General features: G+C 57.0%; 14 protein-coding genes, 1 tRNA gene and 2 pseudogenes. 7 read left to right on the forward strand and 10 right to left on the reverse strand.

Annotation, left to right across the window (positions count from 1 at the left end):
• Positions 1–109 (forward strand): annotated as a pseudogene (locus Q0N43_RS07885) (IS481 family transposase); the annotation flags it as partial.
• Here the strand turns inward: Q0N43_RS07885 and Q0N43_RS07890 are convergent.
• On the reverse strand, positions 66–590 hold the full coding sequence (locus Q0N43_RS07890; RefSeq protein WP_295444992.1) for an Arm DNA-binding domain-containing protein: 525 nt from the start codon (positions 588–590) through the stop codon (positions 66–68). The pseudogene Q0N43_RS07885 and the gene Q0N43_RS07890 sit on opposite strands and share 44 nt — an antisense overlap.
• Before the next feature lie 172 nt (positions 591–762).
• Positions 763–849, reverse strand: a tRNA-Leu gene (locus Q0N43_RS07895).
• 197 nt (positions 850–1,046) lie between these two features.
• Between Q0N43_RS07895 and Q0N43_RS07900 the strand changes: the two genes are divergently transcribed.
• The 5 genes and pseudogenes from Q0N43_RS07900 (at position 1,047) to Q0N43_RS07920 (ending at position 10,789) form a co-directional block, all read left to right on the forward strand.
• Positions 1,047–1,970 carry a complex I NDUFA9 subunit family protein gene (locus Q0N43_RS07900; protein WP_295444995.1) on the forward strand — a complete coding sequence of 308 codons (924 nt, stop codon included), beginning with the start codon at positions 1,047–1,049 and terminating at the stop codon, positions 1,968–1,970.
• On the forward strand, positions 1,967–2,767 hold the full coding sequence (locus Q0N43_RS07905; RefSeq protein ID WP_295444998.1) for an undecaprenyl-diphosphate phosphatase: 801 nt from the start codon (positions 1,967–1,969) through the stop codon (positions 2,765–2,767). Before Q0N43_RS07900 ends, Q0N43_RS07905 begins: the two co-directional genes overlap by 4 nt.
• A 159-nt stretch (positions 2,768–2,926) precedes the next feature.
• Complete coding sequence (locus Q0N43_RS07910; RefSeq protein WP_295445001.1) at positions 2,927–4,369, forward strand: NAD(P)-dependent oxidoreductase; 1,443 nt, start codon at positions 2,927–2,929, stop codon at positions 4,367–4,369.
• Complete coding sequence (gltB, locus tag Q0N43_RS07915; RefSeq protein WP_295445004.1) at positions 4,366–8,892, forward strand: glutamate synthase large subunit; 4,527 nt, start codon at positions 4,366–4,368, stop codon at positions 8,890–8,892. The genes Q0N43_RS07910 and gltB overlap by 4 nt, the downstream gene beginning before the upstream one ends.
• Positions 8,893–9,037: 145 nt before the next feature.
• A pseudogene (locus tag Q0N43_RS07920) lies at positions 9,038–10,789 on the forward strand (DUF885 domain-containing protein).
• An 8-nt stretch (positions 10,790–10,797) separates the two neighbouring features.
• Here the strand turns inward: Q0N43_RS07920 and Q0N43_RS07925 are convergent.
• The 8 genes from Q0N43_RS07925 to Q0N43_RS07960 form a co-directional block, all read right to left on the reverse strand.
• A complete protein-coding gene (locus tag Q0N43_RS07925; protein ID WP_295445007.1) occupies positions 10,798–11,382 on the reverse strand; it encodes a hypothetical protein in 585 nt (194 codons plus the stop codon).
• Positions 11,383–11,445: 63 nt separating this feature from the next.
• On the reverse strand, positions 11,446–11,994 hold the full coding sequence (locus tag Q0N43_RS07930; protein ID WP_295445010.1) for a demethoxyubiquinone hydroxylase family protein: 549 nt from the start codon (positions 11,992–11,994) through the stop codon (positions 11,446–11,448).
• The gene (locus Q0N43_RS07935; RefSeq protein WP_295445012.1) at positions 11,973–12,452 is read right to left on the reverse strand and encodes a disulfide bond formation protein B; all 480 of its coding nucleotides are present in this window, start codon (positions 12,450–12,452) and stop codon (positions 11,973–11,975) included. Before Q0N43_RS07935 ends, Q0N43_RS07930 begins: the two co-directional genes overlap by 22 nt.
• A gap of 221 nt (positions 12,453–12,673) precedes the next feature.
• On the reverse strand, positions 12,674–14,041 hold the full coding sequence (locus Q0N43_RS07940; protein ID WP_295445013.1) for a S41 family peptidase: 1,368 nt from the start codon (positions 14,039–14,041) through the stop codon (positions 12,674–12,676).
• An 81-nt stretch (positions 14,042–14,122) separates the two neighbouring features.
• Positions 14,123–14,560 (reverse strand): 23S rRNA (pseudouridine(1915)-N(3))-methyltransferase RlmH, encoded by a 438-nt coding sequence (locus tag Q0N43_RS07945; RefSeq protein ID WP_295445145.1) that lies wholly within the window; start codon positions 14,558–14,560, stop codon positions 14,123–14,125.
• Positions 14,561–14,584: 24 nt separating this feature from the next.
• Positions 14,585–14,929, reverse strand: a complete 345-nt coding sequence (rsfS, locus tag Q0N43_RS07950) for a ribosome silencing factor (RefSeq protein WP_295445148.1) — start codon at positions 14,927–14,929, stop codon at positions 14,585–14,587.
• Between the two features lie 63 nt (positions 14,930–14,992).
• Positions 14,993–15,673, reverse strand: a complete 681-nt coding sequence (locus tag Q0N43_RS07955; protein ID WP_295445016.1) for a nicotinate-nucleotide adenylyltransferase — start codon at positions 15,671–15,673, stop codon at positions 14,993–14,995.
• Positions 15,637–16,890, reverse strand: coding sequence for a glutamate-5-semialdehyde dehydrogenase (locus Q0N43_RS07960; protein WP_295445018.1), 1,254 nt, complete (start codon positions 16,888–16,890; stop codon positions 15,637–15,639). Before Q0N43_RS07960 ends, Q0N43_RS07955 begins: the two co-directional genes overlap by 37 nt.
• A gap of 308 nt (positions 16,891–17,198) precedes the next feature.
• Between Q0N43_RS07960 and Q0N43_RS07965 the strand changes: the two genes are divergently transcribed.
• The gene (locus Q0N43_RS07965; RefSeq protein WP_295445021.1) at positions 17,199–18,353 is read left to right on the forward strand and encodes a peptidoglycan DD-metalloendopeptidase family protein; all 1,155 of its coding nucleotides are present in this window, start codon (positions 17,199–17,201) and stop codon (positions 18,351–18,353) included.

Consider the following 18,353-nt stretch of genomic DNA (forward strand, 5'->3'; position numbering starts at 1 on the left):
CGATCTCGAGGCCAAGCTCATCGAATGGGAGAACTTCTACAACTTCAACCGACCGCACGGTGCTTTCAACGGAAAAACACCCTATGAAGCCCTTCGCGAAAGGCTATAATCTCTCCCAGTCGATGTCCCGCTAGATCGTCAACCTTACAATCTGCTGCCGTGATGTCTTTGACCGGTAGATGGCCAATCCCGGGCATTAGGTTGCTAAGGAAGTACTCTGCTTTTGTTACCGTTGGTTGGGCAAGGCCTTCGCGCTTTCGCTTTGCGATGTATTCAGTAGCAATAGCGGCAAAGGTGTTGCCGCCATCTTCTACTGCTTGGCGCTTTGAACGTTGTTTTAGCAGTGAGGGGTCCATGCCTTCAGTGACCAATTTGCGCGCTTTGTCCTTACTCTGGCGGGCATCGGCCAGCTTTACTTGGGGGTACTGTCCAAGCGCCAACGATTTTTCCTTACCGGCGAAGCGGTACTTCAGTCGCCAAAGTTTTCCGCCTGCGGGTGTGACTAATAGAAACAAGCCTTCTGTATCAGCCAGTTTGTAAGGCTTTGCTTGAGGTTTCGCGTTACGGGCTTGTGTATCAGTTAATGCCATTGGGGGTATCTTTCACAGTGTTACCCCCTGATCCCGAAAATACCCCCAATTATACCCCCATTTGCGGGGGTATGTAGGCGAACGGCCCAGAACGGCAACGAACAACGAAAGTAAAATAGGCATGTTTTCCGGGCCTTTCAAGGCCAAGGATGAACATATTCGAACAGAAAAATGGTGCCCGGAAGAGGACTCGAACCTCCACGCCGTTACCAGCGCCAGCACCTGAAGCTGGTGCGTCTACCAATTCCGCCATCCGGGCACGAGACAGGCAGGCTTTTTCCGCATGTCGGGTAGGCCCGTTCCTTTAAGCGGTCGGGTGATATTGTCAACGTCTGTGCCGCGCGCGTGGCGGATTAAATGTCGCCGCTGTGCGCACGATGCGCAGGTCGGCCTTGAAAGCTGCCTAGCGGTGGTGCAAAGCGCGCGCAGGACTTCACGCGGGCTGACGGAGCATATATGCAAGGCAAGTTGATAACGGTTTTTGGTGGCGGCGGGTTTTTGGGCCGCTACGTCGCGCAGACGCTGCTCGGTCAAGGCGCGCGGTTGCGTATTGCGGGCCGCAACGCCAATAGCGCCAATCATATCAAGCCGCTGGGCAATTTGGGCCAAGTGCAATTGATGGCAGCCGACATCCGCAAACCCGCCAGCGTGCAGCGTGCATTGATGGATGCCGACGCTGTGGTCAATCTCGTCGGTAGCTTTGCCGATATGGATGCCGTTCAGAATATTGGCGCAGGCATCGTGGCACAGGCCGCTGCGTACGCCGGTGTTGGCGCTTTGGTCCATATCTCCGCCATTGGCGCGGACGCACATAGCGACGCCGTATATGGCCAAAGCAAAGCGGGCGGCGAAGCGGCGGTGCATGCGGCATTTCCCGCCGCCGTCATCTTGCGGCCATCGATTGTGTTCGGCCGCGAAGACCAGTTTATCAACCGCTTTGCCGGGCTGATCCGCATGTTGCCGGTCGTTCCTGTTATTGGCGCGGCCACGAAGTTTCAGCCTGTCTTTGCTGGCGACGTTGCCAAGGCTGTTGCCGCCGCTTTGCTGCATCAGGATGGCCGCGTGCTGGAGCTTGGCGGGCCGGAGATATTCTCCATGATGGAGCTGAACCGCTGGATCGCCAAAGCGATTGGCCGCGACCCTCTGTTTATTGAAGTGCCCGATATGGCTGCAAAGATGCTCGCCAAGGGTACAGGGTGGATGCCCGGCGCGCCGATTACCGATGACCAGTTTAAGATGCTTGGCCGCGACAATGTGGTGACAGGCACCGACGGGCTGGCGGCATATAGCATCGTGCCGACGCCGTTGGATGTCATTGCCGACGATTGGTTGAACATTTACCGCAAGCATGGCCGCTTTGGCAGCAGTCCCAAAGCATGAGCGATACGATGATCGCGTTGCTCCTCGGTTTTATTGAGGGGCTGACGGAGTTTTTACCCGTATCCTCCACGGGGCATCTTATTTTGGCGGGCGAGCTGGTTGGTTTTACCGATAGTAGCTCCGTCGCGTTCAAGATTGCCATTCAGCTCGGCGCGATCCTGGCGGTGCTTTTGGTATATTGGCGGCGGTTTTGGGCGGTTGGAACGGGGCTGTTGAAGCGGGAGGCTGGCCCCGTCGCGTTCACGCGCAATATCCTCTTGGGCTTTGCCCCCGCTTTGGTGATTGGCGTGTTGGCCTATGATGCCATTCGCTCAGCAATGCAGACGCCGGAGATTGTGGCTATCGCGTTGATCGTTGGCGGCATCATCATTTTGTTGCTGGAGCGCGTGGTGAAGACGGTGCGCTTTAACACGGTTGAGGAAATCCCCTTTGGCACGGCTTTGGCGATTGGCCTTGTCCAGTGCACGGCGATGTTGCCGGGCGTGAGCCGTTCCGGCGCGACGATCATGGGCGGGCTTATGATGGGTGTTGAACGCAAGACAGCGGCGGAGTTTTCCTTCTTCTTGGCCGTGCCCACGATGATGGCGGCGACGGTATATGCCTTGTGGAAAGACAGGGCGCTTTTGAACGCGGACGATTTGGGGATGATCGCGATTGGCTTCATGATGGCGTTTCTGGTCGCGGTGGTCGTGGTGAAGGCGTTTGTCGCCATTGTCAGCAAATATGGATTTGCGCCCTTTGCTTATTACCGAATCATCGCGGGAACAGCGGCATTGATATGGCTGACGATGCGGTAGGTTCCGATGCGGACCTTTTAATTTGAAATATTATTGCGCGCGCGTAAATTATCGTCTCAAAATCGCTTAACTTAGTCAACAAAGCTGCCCTATTATTGGATTTTTGCGTGACAGCGCGCGTTTGCCGCGTTACGCGCAGCGCTTCTTAAGGAGCGTGTTGTGGCAAAAGATCCAATGCTGAAATTTGTTTCGAAGCCGCAGGCTTATCCGCTCAAGCGGGAAGCCGAATTGCGCGCCGAAGATTTTGCCGAAATCGCAGATCGCTATGCGCCCGCCGCAGCAGCAGATCAGGCGTCGCGTTGTTCGCAATGCGGTGTGCCTTATTGCTCGGTGCATTGTCCGCTGCACAATCATATTCCCGATTGGTTACGCCTGACCGCCGAAGGGCGTTTGCGTGAGGCCTATGAAATGTCCAGCCTGACCAGCAGCATGCCCGAAATCTGCGGCCGGATTTGCCCGCAGGATCGCTTGTGCGAGGGTAATTGCGTTATTGAGTTTTCGGGCCATGACGCGGTCACCATTGGCTCCGTTGAAAAATATATCACTGACACCGCTTGGGAGCAGGGCTGGGTTGAACCTGTCGAGGTCGGGCCATCGCGCGGGCAATCGGTTGGCATCATCGGCGGTGGACCGGGCGGACTGACCACGGCAGAATATCTGCGCGTCGCGGGCTATGACGTCCATGTCTACGACCGCTATGACCGCATGGGCGGGTTGATGACCTATGGCATCCCCGGTTTCAAGCTGGAGAAAGACATTGTCATGCGCCGTGTCAAACGGCTGGAGGATGCGGGCATTCATTTCCATGCCAATTTTGAGGTTGGCCGCGATGCCTCGCTGGATGATCTCCGCGCAAAGCATGACGCGGTGTTGATTGCGACTGGCGTGTATAAGGCGCGCGCAATTGCCACGCCGGGTATCGGGCTAGACGGCATTGTCCCGGCGCTGGATTATCTCACCACCTCCAACCGCAAGGGCTTTGGCGATGCGGTGCCTGCTTTTGAAAGCGGCGCGATGAATGCGCATGGCAAAGACGTAGTCGTCATTGGCGGCGGCGATACCGCGATGGATTGTGTCCGCACCGCCATCCGCCAAGGCGCAAAGTCGGTCAAATGCCTCTACCGCCGCGACCGTGATAATATGCCAGGGTCACAGCGCGAAGTGGCCAATGCCGAAGAAGAAGGCGTCGAATTTGTCTGGCTATCGGGTCCAAAGGGCTTTGACGGCAATGGCAAAGTCGAGTGCGTGCATGTGGCGAAGATGCGACTTGCCGCCCCTGATGCGTCGGGCCGCCGGACGCCGGAGAATGACCCCGAAGGCGACTTCACGCTGAATGCCGATATGGTGATTACGGCGCTCGGCTTTGAGGCCGAAGACTTGCCGGCATTGTTCAACGCGCCGGACCTCAACGTCACCCGCTGGGGCACCGTGCGTGTCGATCATACGACGCAGATGACCAACCTCGACGGCGTATTCGCCATTGGCGACATCGTGCGCGGCGCAAGCCTTGTCGTGTGGGCAATCCGCGATGGGCGGGATGTCACGCAGCATATGCATAATTATTTGAAATCCAAAGCACGCAGCGAAAAGGTTGCAGCATGACCATATTTTACCCCACCCCCGAACATGAACGCCTTGCCCGTGAAGGCATGTATCATCCTGAATCCGAAGGCGATGCCTGCGGCGTTGGGTTGATTGCAGCGACCGATGCCAAGCCTTCACGCCGCGTTGTGGCGGCGGGGATTGAGGCGTTGAAGGCCGTTTGGCATCGTGGCGCAGTTGATGCGGATGGCAAGACCGGCGATGGCGCAGGCCTGCATATCGACTTGCCCGTCCGTTTCTTTGACGATGCGATTGCGGATAGCGGCCACCGCCCCATGCCCAACCGGTTGGCGGTTGGCATGGTGTTCCTGCCGCGCACTGACCTCAGCGCACAAGAAAATTGCCGCACGATTGTTGAGGCGGAGATTATCGACGCTGGCTACACCATTTATGGCTGGCGTCAGGTGCCGGTTGATGTGTCCGTGATTGGCGATAAGGCGCAAGCCACGCGGCCCGAGATCGAGCAGATCATGATTGCAGGTCCAATGCCCGATGAAGTGGACGCGAGCGAGTTTGAAAAGAATCTCTACCTCGTCCGTCGCCGGATCGAAAAGAAGATCATCGCTGCGCAAATCCGCGATTTTTATATCTGTTCGCTGTCGTGCCGCTCGATTGTCTATAAGGGCCTGTTCCTTGCGGAGTCGCTGTCGGTATTTTACCCCGACCTGCAAGATGATCGCTTTGAAAGCCGCGTTGCAATTTTCCATCAGCGTTATTCGACCAACACATTCCCGCAATGGTGGTTGGCGCAACCATTCCGTGGCCTTGCGCATAATGGCGAGATCAACACCATCCGTGGCAACCAGAATTGGATGAAAAGCCATGAGATCAAAATGGCGAGCATCGCCTTTGGCGCGCAGTCGGACGATATCAAGCCCGTCATTCCCGCTGGGTCTTCGGACACCGCCGCATTGGACGCCGTGTTTGAAACCCTGGTCCGTTCGGGCAAGGAAGCGCCAACGGCCAAGCTTATGCTCATCCCAGAAGCGTGGCAGTCAAACCCGAATTTGCCCGCTAACCACCGCGCCATGTATGAATATATGTCCAGCGTCATGGAGCCATGGGATGGTCCTGCCGCCTTGGCGATGACCGATGGCCAATGGGCCGTCGCAGGCGTTGACCGCAACGCGCTACGTCCGTTGCGCTACACCCGGACGTCGGACAATTTGCTGGTGATCGGTTCCGAAACCGGAATGGTTGTCCTGCCCGAAACGACGATATTGGAAAAAGGCCGCCTTGGCCCCGGGCAGATGATTGCCGTCAATCTGGATGAAGGCAAATTATACCGCGACGGCGAATTGAAAGACCGCATTTCGGCCGAGCAGGATTATAGCGCATTGGTCGGCGGCTTCCGCCGCATCACCGACTTGCCCGAGGCTGGCGACGACAGCACGCCCGCTTGGTCGCGCGCGGAACTCACCCGGCGTCAGATCGCCGCTGGCATGACATTGGAAGATGTCGAAATGATCCTCGCGCCGATGATTGAGGATGGCAAGGAAGCCATCGGGTCCATGGGTGACGACACGCCGCTGGCCGTTATCAGCGACAAGCCGCGCCTGATTAGCCAATTCTTCCGCCAGAATTTCAGCCAAGTCACCAACCCGCCCATCGACAGCTTGCGCGAACGGCATGTGATGAGCCTGAAAACGCGTTTTTCCAACCTTGCCAATATCCTTGAGGAAAAGAGCCAGAATGCCGATGTCTTGGTGCTGGACAGCCCAGTCCTAACGGCGCGCGATTGGCGCAGGCTGAAGGCTGCGTTCGGGCCATTGGGTGCCGAGATTGATTGCACCTATGACATCTCCGACGGGCAAGAGGGCCTGCGGGCCGCCATTACGCGTATTCGCGAAGAAGCGGTGGCCGCGGTACGCATGGGCAAATCCGAACTGTTTCTGACCGATGACAATATCAGCGCGGATCGCGTCGGTATCGCGATGATCCTTGCAGCAGCGGCTGTGCACACGCATTTGGTCCGCAATGGCCTGCGCAGCTATTCGTCGATCAATGTCCGTTCTGCCGAATGCTTGGACACGCATTATTTCGCCGTACTGATCGGCGTTGGCGCGACCACGGTGAACGCGTATCTTGCCGAGGCGGTGATTGCCGACCGGCATATGCGCGGCTTGCTTGGCGGCTATACGCTCACGCAAGCTGTCGAAAATTACCGCATAGCGATCAACGAAGGTCTGTTGAAGATCATGTCCAAAATGGGCATTGCGGTCATTTCCAGCTACCGTGGCGGTTATAATTTTGAGGCGGTTGGCCTGTCGCGCGCTTTGGTCAATGATTTCTTCCCCGGCATGCCGAACAAAATTTCGGGCGAAGGGTATCACTCGCTGTATGTCAACGCGCGCGACCGTCATGATGATGCGTTTGATGCCGCTGTTGCCCGCCTGCCTGTCGGCGGATTTTACAAGCAACGCGACGGTGGGGAAGAACATGCCTATTCCGCTGGCCTCATGCATTTGCTGCAAAGCTCCGTCGCGAATGACAGCTACTCAACCTACACGCAATTTGCGCAAGGCGTGAAGGACTTGCCGCCGATTTACTTGCGCGATTTGCTGGAATTCAACTTCGCCAAAGAACCCGTCGCGATTGACGAGGTTGAGGCGATCACCGAAATCCGCAAACGCTTTGTCACGCCCGGAATGTCCCTTGGCGCTTTGTCGCCAGAGGCGCATGAGACGCTCGCCATTGCCATGAACCGGATCGGCGCAAAGGCCGTATCGGGTGAGGGCGGCGAGGACAGCAAGCGTTTCAAGCCTTATGAAAATGGCGACAACGCCAACAGCGTTATCAAACAGATCGCCAGTGGCCGCTTTGGCGTTACCGCCGAATATCTGGGCGCGTGCGAGGAAATCGAAATCAAGGTCGCGCAGGGCGCAAAGCCGGGTGAAGGCGGGCAATTGCCAGGCTTCAAGGTAACCGAAATGATTGCACGTCTACGACACTCAACGCCGGGCGTGACGCTGATTTCACCGCCACCGCATCACGACATTTATTCGATCGAAGATCTGGCGCAGTTGATTTACGACCTCAAGCAGATCAACCCGCGCGCGCGGGTCTGTGTAAAGCTTGTCAGTGCGGCGGGTATTGGTACGATTGCGGCAGGTGTGGCAAAGGCGCATGCAGATGTCATCCTGGTCTCCGGCAATGTCGGCGGCACAGGTGCAAGCCCGCAAACCAGCATCAAATATGCCGGCACGCCTTGGGAAATGGGCCTGTCCGAAACGAACCAAGTGCTTACGCTCAATGGCCTTCGGCACCGCGTCAAGTTACGCACCGATGGCGGTTTGAAGACCGGACGCGACATCGTCATCGCCGCGATTTTGGGCGCTGAGGAATTTGGCATCGGCACGCTCAGCCTTGTTGCCATGGGCTGTATCATGGTGCGGCAATGCCATTCAAACACTTGCCCTGTTGGCGTGTGCGTTCAGGATGAGGCCTTGCGCAAGAAATTCACGGGCACACCGGAGAAAGTCATCAACCTGATGACCTTCATTGCCGAAGAAGTGCGCGAAATTCTGGCCAAGCTTGGCTATCGCAGCCTTGATGAAGTTATTGGCCGCACAGAGCTGCTTCGGCAGGTTAGCCGAGGTGCCGAACATCTCGATGATCTCGACCTTAACCCCATATTGGCCAAGGTCGATGCGCCCGACAGCGCGCGCCGTTTCAACATCCCGACCTTCCGCAATGAAGTGCCCGACAGCCTTGATGCGCAGATGATCCATGATGCGCGGCCCGTGTTTGAACGGCGTGAGAAGATGCAGCTAACCTATAATGTCCGCAACACGCACCGTGCGGTGGGCACACGGTTCAGCTCCGAAATCACGCGGCTATATGGCATGAAGGGCCTATCCGAAGGGCATGTCCATGTGCGTCTGCGTGGATCCGCTGGCCAATCGCTTGGCGCATTTTTGTGCCAAGGCATTACGCTCGAAGTATTTGGCGATGCCAATGACTATGTCGGCAAGGGCCTGTCGGGCGGGACAATCATATTGCGTCCGACGGTCAGCAGCCCGCTGACCAGCCAGCAAAATAGCATCATCGGTAACACCGTGCTCTATGGCGCAACATCAGGGCATTTGTTCGCGGCAGGACAAGCCGGGGAACGTTTTGCCGTCCGCAATTCGGGCGCGCATGTCGTGGTTGAAGGCTGCGGCTCCAATGGTCTGGAATATATGACCGGTGGCATGGCGGTTATCTTAGGCAAGATCGGCAGCAATTTTGGCGCTGGTATGACCGGCGGTATGGCGTTCGTGCTCGATACCGAACGCGACTTCACCCAAATGGCAAACCCGGAAAGCATCATATGGCAACGCCTTGAAAGCGCTTATTGGGAAGAGGCGCTAAAAGTCCTGATCACCGCGCATGCCGAAAAAACCGATAGCGCTTGGTCGAAATCAATCATTGAAGATTGGGATCGCAGGCGCGGCGAATTTTGGCAGATTTGTCCAAAGGAAATGCTCACGCGGCTTAGCCAGCCTTTGTCCGACCATGAAGCATTGGAAGCGGCGGAGTAAAATAAGCACTGCGCGCAGGCTGAACATCGCGGTTCAGCCTGCATGTTGGCTGCTGTGCCTGATGCGCGCAAAGAATCGTTGCTGGCCAATGGCCGCTTTCCCTGCTTTATCCGTGCCCTCAAATTGTGACGGAGAAGCCTTATTTATGCGTAGCCTGTTCATCGCCGGGTGCTTATTTGCCCTGTCCGCGCCTGCTTATGCCGATGCCAATGATGATCTCACGGCCTTGGTCGATGACGTCTGGGCAAAGGCGCTCAAAGAAGCGCCTGTCTACGCAAGCGCTCTTGGCGTGAATGATTATGCCAATGAACTTGGCGATTATACGCTGGCGGCGCAGGACCGCAGGGCAGCCGATGCCGCACAGTTTCTGACCCGCCTGAATGCCATTCCGTCAAATGCGTTAAGTGCTGCGGCGAAGGTCGAGGCGGGCATATTACGACGGTCGTTGGTGTCTACAATCGAAGGCAATCAGTTCGGTCAGCGCGCCATCAACTTCACGACCTATTCAAGCTGGCACCAACAACTCGCCAGCATGTCGCGGAACTTGCCGTTCAAGACCAAGGCAGATTTTGAAAGCTACAATGCCCGGCTCACGCAATATGGCCGCGTCAATGACGAAAATATCGCGGTCGCCAATGTCGCGATCAAGGGCAGGTTTACGCAGCCTTGCGAAACGTTGACGGGTTTTGAAGGGACAGTGCGCGGCCTGATCGCATCCGACATCCGCCAGTCGCGTTTCTATGGTCCTTATGCGGCCAAGCGCCCCGAGAGCATTTCGGAAAGTGATTTCGCAGCGCTCGCAGAAGAAGCGGCGGCGACCATCCGCAACGTCATCCACCCTGCGCTGGCCAAGCAGTTGGCGTGGTACTCCGAAAGCTACAAGCCCGCTTGTGCCAAGGCCCCCGGCGTGTCCGCGCAGGCCAACGGCGCGGCTTATTAAGCCTTTCGCATCCGCGAAGAAACCACCACCAACCTGACGGCGGAGCAAATCCACCAAATTGGCCTGAGCGAAGTATCCAGCATTCGCGCCGAAATGGTCGATGTCGCGACAAAGGCAGGCTATCCCAGCCGCGAAGCCTTTATCGAACATCTGCGTACTGACCCGCAATATTATGCCAAAACGCCGGAAGAGCTGATGGAAAAGGTCGCGCGGGTGACCAAAATCATTGACGGCAAAATGCCGAGCCTGTTCGGTCGCATGCCCCGACTGCCATATGGCATAAAGGAAATTCCGGCTGAAACAGCCGAAGGCACGACAACGGCTTATTATAATCCAGGGTCGCCGGAAATCGGGATATCCGGCACCTATTTTGTCAACACTTCGAAGCTGAACCAGAGCCCATTTTGGGAAGTTCCGGCGCTTTCGGTGCATGAGGCTGTGCCGGGGCACCATCATCAGATCGCGTTGCAGCAGGAGCTGCCCTTGTCCGATTTCCGAAAATATGGCGCGTCGTTCACGGCCTTTACCGAAGGATGGGGGCTGTATTCCGAACGGCTTGGTATCGAAATGAGGCTTTATGACACGCCTGCCAAGGATATGGGGCGGCTATCCTACGAAATGTGGCGCGCATGCCGCTTGGTGGTCGACACCGGCATTCATGCCAAGGGTTGGAGCAAGCAGCAGGCCATCGCATTCATGACCGACAACAGCGCTTTGTCCGCCGCGAATATCGAGGCGGAGGTAAACCGGTATATCAGTTGGCCGGGTCAGGCGCTCGCTTACAAATTGGGCGAGCTGAAAATTCGCGAATTGCGCAATATGGCGACAAAGGAACTCGGGCCCAAATTTGATCTGGCCGCGTTCCATGATGCGGTGCTTGGGCAAGGGTCTGTACCGCTGGACGTGCTTGAGCAGCAGATAAAGGACTGGGTCGCGGCGGAAAAAGCGAAGGGCTAGCCTGTACCTTATTTGGGTTCGGGAAGCGGTTCAGCATCGACGCTGGCCGCCTCTTTGGCTTCCAAATCGGCTTGCACTTTTGCTTCCCGCTCGGCCCGGCCTTTTTCAAATTCGACGACGCGCGCTTCAACCTCAGCGGCTTCGGCATCAATGCCCGCCATGCGCTTGGCACGTTCAGCGGCGATCAAGCGGCCAAAGGTGATGCCGGGGTCTTGTGCTTTTTCGGCATAAGCCTTGTTAATCTCCGCCAAGCCGCAGCCGGTAAAGCCGCCAGCGCCAGAAGGTAAGCAGCTCATCGTGCCGCTTGCCGCGACATATTCGTAGGATTTAATCCGCACTGACATGGCTTCGTTGCGCCGGTCATTGGGGACGTCGCGCAAGCTGGTCGGAATACGATAGCGGTCTGCCTCTCCCATGCGGGCGCAGACGACAATTTCATCGCCAACGCTTTCGGGGCATTTGTCGTCGCCATAGATGATAAGCTGATTGATTTTTTCATCGCCAGGCTTTGCAGCCGGCGCATCATGCGCCGACGCCTGAACCGATAGCATCAAGGCGATGCCCGCGAGCGATATTCTGACCGTTGCTTTCACGAGATCATCTCCAAGAATGTGTTGGCCTGTTTTGAACGGCGCAGGCTGAATGCTGTATGAAGCTCATATATGTTTCGACACGGCAATGGCGGTGCGGCAACCCATGCGGACCAACGCGCTCATAAACGGATAGGCAGGCGCGCGTTCCGCGCCTTGCGCCAAGGCCGTGGCCTTATGTTCCAATTCGTCGGCTTGAAAATCCAAAATCATCGCCGATAATTCGGGGTCACTATCGCCAATTTCGGCAAGTTGTTCGCTATAATGGCGGTCGATTTCGGTCTCGACAGCGACGGTGCACGCCATGGCCGCCTCCGGCCCGACTGCCGCAGACACCGCGCCAAGCGCAAAGCCCGCAACATTCCAGATCGGGTGCAAGGCCGTGGGACGGACGCCGCGTTCAGCCATCATCTTGTCAAAGGCGTTCAGATGGCGTTCCTCTTGCTCGGCCATATGCGCGATGCTGCGCGCCGCAGGGGTGCGGTCGCCCATCACCGCAAGCTGTCCGGCGTAAATCCGTTTCGCGCCAAACTCACCCGCTTGGTTCACGCGAATCATGCGCTCCATTTCCTGTGTCCGCTGCGCGGAGGTCTTTAGATTTTCTTGCTGTGCCATATCGTCGCCAAGATGAGCATTGCACCGCCAAACGACAAGAGAAAATTATACCCTGCAAGAGAAATGCCAAATAAGGTCCAAGGCGCAACGTCACAACGCACCAAGGGGGCATTCATGATCGACTTGAGCAAATCATCACCGCTACCCGAAATGGTTGCGGTGCAAGCGGTCAGCCCTTCCCAATAGCCATATTCCACGCCCGCCTGAAATCCGCCAATCAGGGCGCTGGTGGCCATGGCGAGAGCAGAAAGCGCGACGAGAGTTTTACGAAAGCCCGCATTGCTGACGCCAAAGGCGACCAGAGCAATCGCCACCGCGGCAAAATGCGGATAACGCTGCCACCAGCACATCTCACACGGGAAAAGCCCGCCAATATACTGCGACCCATAAGCGCCGCCCAGCAATGCGGCGGGTAACAAAAATGCCAACCAATGGGCTGTATCAAATTTTGGTGTCATATGAGGTGATATCTAGAGAACTGTCATGTTGAGGCAAGTTGTAAGTGACTACACAGTGCCACGGCTCCCAAACCGTCACCCTGAACTTGTTTGACCGATGGTCACTTCGTTCCAGGGTCCATGTTGCCGTTCATGCTCTGGGTTTGCCGCACGATGGATGCTGGAGCCGAAGGCGTGCAGCGCACAAACAAGTTCAGCATGACGGGGAGCAGGAACCACCCTCAATTCTTAGCTTTGCCCTTCATGGGCTTCGCCGCCAGTTTCATCGTCCGGGGTCCAAGCCGTTGAAGTGTTTCCATGGCGTAATAGAGTTGGAAATCCTCAATCCCCTTTGCCTTCAACTGCTCGGCAGTCATGGCGAAGCGGGGATCGTCGGTGATGTCCTGTTCCAGATCCTTACTGTCGTCTTTCAATTCATTGACCAAATGACGGCGCAGGTCGGACTCGCGGATTGACACACGGCTTTTATAATCCAGGTCCGTCAACTGCGGCACGCGAATATCGGGCTTGATCCCGCCTTCCTGAACCGAACGACCTGATGGCAAATGGTAACGCGCAACCGTCAGGCGCAAGCCAGTGTCGCGCGTCAGGGGAAGGACGTTCTGCACCGATCCCTTGCCAAAGCTGCGTTCCCCCATGACCAAGGCGCGATGATGGTCTTGCAAGGCGCCCGCAACGATTTCGGAAGCCGAAGCTGACCCTGCATCCACCAACACAATGATCGGCGCGCCGCCGGTCACGTCACCGGGAACGGCACGTTCCGCCCACCAGCGGTTTACATTGCGCGGGTCGCGGCCCCGTTCGGACACAATCTCACCCTTCGTCAAAAACGCATCGGATACGACAACCGCCTCATCCAAGATACCGCCGGGGTTGGACCGCATGTCAATGATGTACCCAAGCGGATTGCCGCCCACACTCTTCTTGATGCCAGCGACCGCTGCAACAACATCGGCACCTGTTTTTTCGGAAAAGCCAGTCACGGAGATAACGCCGATGCGGTCTTTCACTTCCCATTGCACCGGTTTCAGGTCGATAATCGCCCGCGTCAGTGTGACGTCAAATGGTCCATCGCGGCCAGGACGGAAGATTGTGAGCTTAATCGTCGTGCCCGGCACGCCGCGCATGGCCTCCACCGCTTCATCCAAGGTGCCGCCGACAATCAGCTTGCCGTCCAGATGGGTGATGAAATCGCCGGACTTAATGCCTGCCTTGTCGGCGGGCGTGTCCTTGGTCGGCGCGATGACCTTCACCGCTTCATCCTCAAGCGTTACGGAAAGCCCAAGGCCGCCATATTCGCCATCAATTTGCGTCCGCAGCGAACTGAAGTCGGAGCGATCCAGAAAACCGCTATGCGGATCAAGGCTGGACAACATCCCCTGAATCGCGCCTTCCATCAATTTTTTATCGTCGACCTTGTCGACATAGCTGGATTTGACCTTGCGATAGACAGCAAGAAATTCGTCGAGATCCTCAATCTGCTGCGCCTTATATTGTTGTTGCTGCATATTTTGCGCCACGAGCACCGTGGCGGGCACGGCTATGGCCACGACAATCGCCAAAGTGGAGGGCAGCAACCAGTTCTTCATAGACAATTTCCATTTCATCATGTCGGCTTCGTATATCCTGCCTTAACCTTGTGTGAAAGCAGCTTTGCAACCGCTATGCCCTTAACCCTCACGATGATAAGGATGGTTGGCAATAATCGATGTTGCGCGGAACAATTGTTCGGCGAGCATCGCGCGTGCCATTAAATGCGGCCAGGTTGCCGTGCCAAAGGCGATCAGCTTGTCTGCGCTTGCACGCGCCGTGTCATCAAAGCCGTCGGCGGCACCAATGAGAAAGCGCACTTCGCGAACGCCATCGTCGCGCCAGCGTTCCAACAAGCGCGCCAGTTCAACTGAGCTGAGCTGAGCGCCTTTTTCATCCAAAATGATGGTTTTGTAAGGAGAATCGGACGCGGGTAGCTCCCCGCCCCTCCCCTTATCAGGAAAGTCAGGTAGTTCGCTATGCTTGGTGGGCCAGCTAATCCGTTTCAGATAGCGGTCGACCAGTTCCGATTCGGGGGAGCGCCCAATTTTGCCGCGCGCGATGATGTGCAGGCGCATCGCCATCGGGGCGGACAATCGGTCTTATTGCGACGCGACTTCGGGCGCGTCGCCAAAGGCCCACATGCGTTCCAGATTGTAGAAACTGCGGACTTCGGGGCGGAACAGATGCACAATGACATCTTCGGCATCAATCAGCACCCAGTCCGCCGACGGCAGACCTTCAATGCGGGCGTGACGACCGACCTTTTTGATGCGCTCAGCAAGTTTCTGCGCCATGGACGCGACTTGGCGCGACGAACGGCCAGAGGCGACCACCATATGGTCGGCAATGTTGCTTTTCCCTTCAAGCGGGATGGTGACCACCTCTTGCGCCTGATCATCATCGAGCGATTGGAGGATCAGCGCGTGCAGCGCGTCAGGGGTCAATGTGGGTTCCTTGGACTTTGCGGTCGGCGCAGGAACGGAAGCAGTGTCGATCAAGATGGCTCCTTAAAGCACAATATTTCGGGTAACGCCGTCACGCGTTCCAAGTTCCTTATATCGGTGAAACCAATATGGGTCAGCGCGCCGAAGAGCGGTGGCCGAACGCGGATCTCGACGAAAGCGCAAAAAGACAAGCGCTGGCGTACTCCATTTCGTCCAGTGATGACGCTGTTCCGGACGCCGGACAAACCGTCTGAACCAGGCCGTTGCGGGACCCGCAACAACTTGGGGGCTATAGCCGGGTCTGGCGATAACTGCAATCGGCATCAAGCGGGCAATGTCGCGCCACTGCCGCCAATGATGAAATTGTACCAAATTGTCCGCCCCCATGATCCAGATAAACCGGATTTTCGGATAAAGCGTGACCAGTTTTGCCAGGGTTTCGGCGGTGTAGACGGTGCCAAGGTCGCGTTCGATGGCGGTGACCTTAATCGGGGTGCGGCGGGCTTGCGCCTTAGCCGATGCCATGCGCGCGGGCAATGGGGCCATGTCGGATTTGGGTTTTAACGGGTTGCCCGGCGACACCATCCAATAATATTCATCAAGGCCAAGCGAATCCATCGCAAACAGGCTGATCGCGCGGTGCCCGCCGTGCGCGGGGTTGAACGACCCACCCATCAGGCCAATAGTTTTCAAGGGCGCAGGTCTTTTCAAGGGCGAGTCTGGCCCTGCCCGCGTACGATCCATTTATACGTTGTCAGCCCCTCCAGCGCGACCGGGCCACGTGCATGCAGGCGGCCCGTAGCGATACCAATCTCTGCGCCCAAGCCAAATTCGCCGCCATCGGCAAATTGGGTGGAGGCATTGTGCATGACAATCGCGCTGTCGACCTCTGCCAAGAAACGGACAGCAGCGGCGGCATCCTGCGTGATGATCGCATCGGTATGGTGCGACCCATGGCGCGCGATATGGGCCATGGCTTCATCAAGGCCGGACACGACGCAGGCCGAAATGACCGAGTCGAGATATTCGGTATCCCAATCCCGCGCATCGGCAGGGACGGTCCGTGCATCCAACTCCATCAGCACATCGTCCGCCCGCACTTCGCAACCTGCGTCAATGAGCGCCGTGATCAACGCGGCAGGCGCGGGATAATCCTGATCAATCAATACCGTTTCCGTCGCGCCGCAAATACCGGTCCGCCGCATTTTGGCGTTGACCACAATCGCCTGCGCCATTTCGGGGTCCGCATGCTTATGCACATAGCTATGGCAGATACCGTCAAGATGCGCGAGCACAGGGACGCGGGCTTCGTCCTGAACACGCGCCACAAGCGATTTTCCGCCACGCGGGATGATCATGTCAATCGCCCCTTGCGCGCGCAGCATGTCACCGACCAGCGCACGATCCTGCGTCGGAACAAGCTGAATAATATCTGCGGGCAAGCCAGCTTGCGTGATGCCCTGCACCATCGCCGCATGAATGGCGCGGTTGCTGTGTACCGCCTCGCTACCGCCGCGCAGGATAACGGCATTTCCCGACCGCAGTCCCAAGGCCGCAGCATCGGCGGTCACATTGGGCCGGCTCTCATAAATGATGCCTAACACGCCGACAGGCACGCGGACGCGCTCCATCACTAGGCCATTGGGACGCGCGCGGGTGTCGATGATTTGCCCCACCGGGTCCGCCAGCGTTGCGACCTGTTCGACCGCAGACGCCATCGACGCGACGCGCGCGGCATCCAGCTTCAGCCGGTCCAGCATCGCGGGCGAAATACCGGCCGCTTCGGCAGCATCGACATCTTTGGCATTGGCCGCGAGGATATCCGCCATACCATCACGCAATGCCTTCGCCGCACCCAGTAACGCTGCCGTCTTCGCCGCGTCACCGACGCCAGCCAAATGCCGCGCCGCGGTGCGCGCTTTGGCCGTAAGATCGGTTATCAAAATGTTGCTGCCTGTCATTGCCTGATACTATTAGAGAAATAGTTCCAAAAGGGAAAGCGATCGTCCCCATTTCGCGTGCATCGCATAGGGAACAAATGCGAATCGACCCTATATATCTGAATATACGTAACTTTACGATTTTAATGTAAATAATGCATACCGATTCAGACATAGGCGGTGGCGCATTTGAGGGGGGGGTCCACTGCTCATCGCATGACTCACCCGACTCGTCACGAGTCGGCTATGCTTGATTCGCCCTGCCCCATCTCCTCTGCTAGGTGATTGGCTCCAAAATAACGGGGTGGGTCGTGTCGCTAAAAATCAGAATGTCCGGTTGGAAAAACCGGATAGCTGGATGGTTTGTTGACCGCGAATTTTTCATGCGGGCCAATGGCCAAGTCCGGTTCTTGAGAATATCGGCGCAATTGCAACGCCGTTCCGCTGTTATCCTTGCGTCCGTTATCGGTGTTTGGTTGGTTGTCACTTTTGGCATGGCCATCAATCAAGCCACCGTTAACGCACAGCGCCTTGCGTTGACCGACCAAGAGGCAAAGGTTGAATCCGCCGAAGAACGCGTGGCGAGCTATCGTGGTTCTATCGAGGAAGTGACGCAGGATTTGAAACGCCGTCAAGAAATGCTTGAAAGCCTGAGCGACCAATATTTCGGTGATGTACCGCAGGCCGAAGTGCAAACACCCGCAGCCGATGCGCGCGAAGAAGAAAAGGCCATGAAGACCATTAGCGCGATGGTCCCCGAGGCCGCAGGCCTTGCCCGCATTGAGGTGCGACAAATTCGCTTCGCCGAAAAAATGACGAAAGTGGCGCAAGCGCGAACATTACAAGCAGAAGCCGCAATCCGCCAATTCGGGCTAAACCCCGAAGTGTTGGCTCGCCAAGCCCGCAATGCGCAAGGTGGTCCGTTCGAGCCCTTTTTTGGCAAAGGGAAAAAGGAAGCGCGCGACCCGCTTTTCTTGAATCTTGCCGTCGCGCTTGGTCGCATGGACGCGATGGAGCGCGCTCTGGCCGCAATCCCTACCTCAATGCCAGTTGCATCGATGATGATGTCGAGCGGCTTTGGCTATCGCGCTGACCCGTTCACCGGTGCCGCCGCGATGCATGCCGGTCTCGATTTTAAAGGCGCCATTGGAACCCCCATCCTTGCCGCAGCAAAAGGCAGGGTCGTGTTGGCCGGTTTTAACGGCGGCTATGGCAACAGCGTCGAAATCAGACATGCCAATGGTATTGTAACACGTTATGCACATTTGTCGGGTTTAAATGTCAGAAAGGGTCAGATGGTTGAACGCGGCGTTCGAGTCGGACGGATGGGCAACACGGGTCGGTCGACCGGCAGCCATCTGCATTTCGAGGTGCGCCTAAACGGTCAGGCGATTAACCCTCGTAAGTTTTTGGAGGCAAATCCAGATGTTCTCAAGGTCCAAACAGTCGCCGGACACCGTGCCGACTCTGCCGCAAAGGAATAA

Origin of the sequence: Sphingorhabdus sp. EL138 (assembly GCF_945882965.1) — a bacterium.
Lineage (GTDB): Bacteria > Pseudomonadota > Alphaproteobacteria > Sphingomonadales > Sphingomonadaceae > Sphingorhabdus_B.

Bases quoted from the DNA above. Each gene is read 5' to 3' on its own strand.
- Q0N43_RS07890 (WP_295444992.1), bottom strand. From the start codon at position 590: ATGGCATTAACTGATACACAAGCCCGTAACGCGAAACCTCAAGCAAAG.
- Q0N43_RS07900 (WP_295444995.1), top strand. From the start codon at position 1,047: ATGCAAGGCAAGTTGATAACGGTTTTTGGTGGCGGCGGGTTTTTGGGC.
- Q0N43_RS07905 (WP_295444998.1), top strand. From the start codon at position 1,967: ATGAGCGATACGATGATCGCGTTGCTCCTCGGTTTTATTGAGGGGCTG.
- gltB (WP_295445004.1), top strand. From the start codon at position 4,366: ATGACCATATTTTACCCCACCCCCGAACATGAACGCCTTGCCCGTGAA.
- Q0N43_RS07930 (WP_295445010.1), bottom strand. From the start codon at position 11,994: ATGGCACAGCAAGAAAATCTAAAGACCTCCGCGCAGCGGACACAGGAA.
- Q0N43_RS07935 (WP_295445012.1), bottom strand. From the start codon at position 12,452: ATGACACCAAAATTTGATACAGCCCATTGGTTGGCATTTTTGTTACCC.
- Q0N43_RS07940 (WP_295445013.1), bottom strand. From the start codon at position 14,041: ATGAAGAACTGGTTGCTGCCCTCCACTTTGGCGATTGTCGTGGCCATA.
- Q0N43_RS07945 (WP_295445145.1), bottom strand. From the start codon at position 14,560: ATGCGCCTGCACATCATCGCGCGCGGCAAAATTGGGCGCTCCCCCGAA.
- Q0N43_RS07955 (WP_295445016.1), bottom strand. From the start codon at position 15,673: ATGGATCGTACGCGGGCAGGGCCAGACTCGCCCTTGAAAAGACCTGCG.
- Q0N43_RS07960 (WP_295445018.1), bottom strand. From the start codon at position 16,890: ATGACAGGCAGCAACATTTTGATAACCGATCTTACGGCCAAAGCGCGC.
- Q0N43_RS07965 (WP_295445021.1), top strand. From the start codon at position 17,199: ATGTCCGGTTGGAAAAACCGGATAGCTGGATGGTTTGTTGACCGCGAA.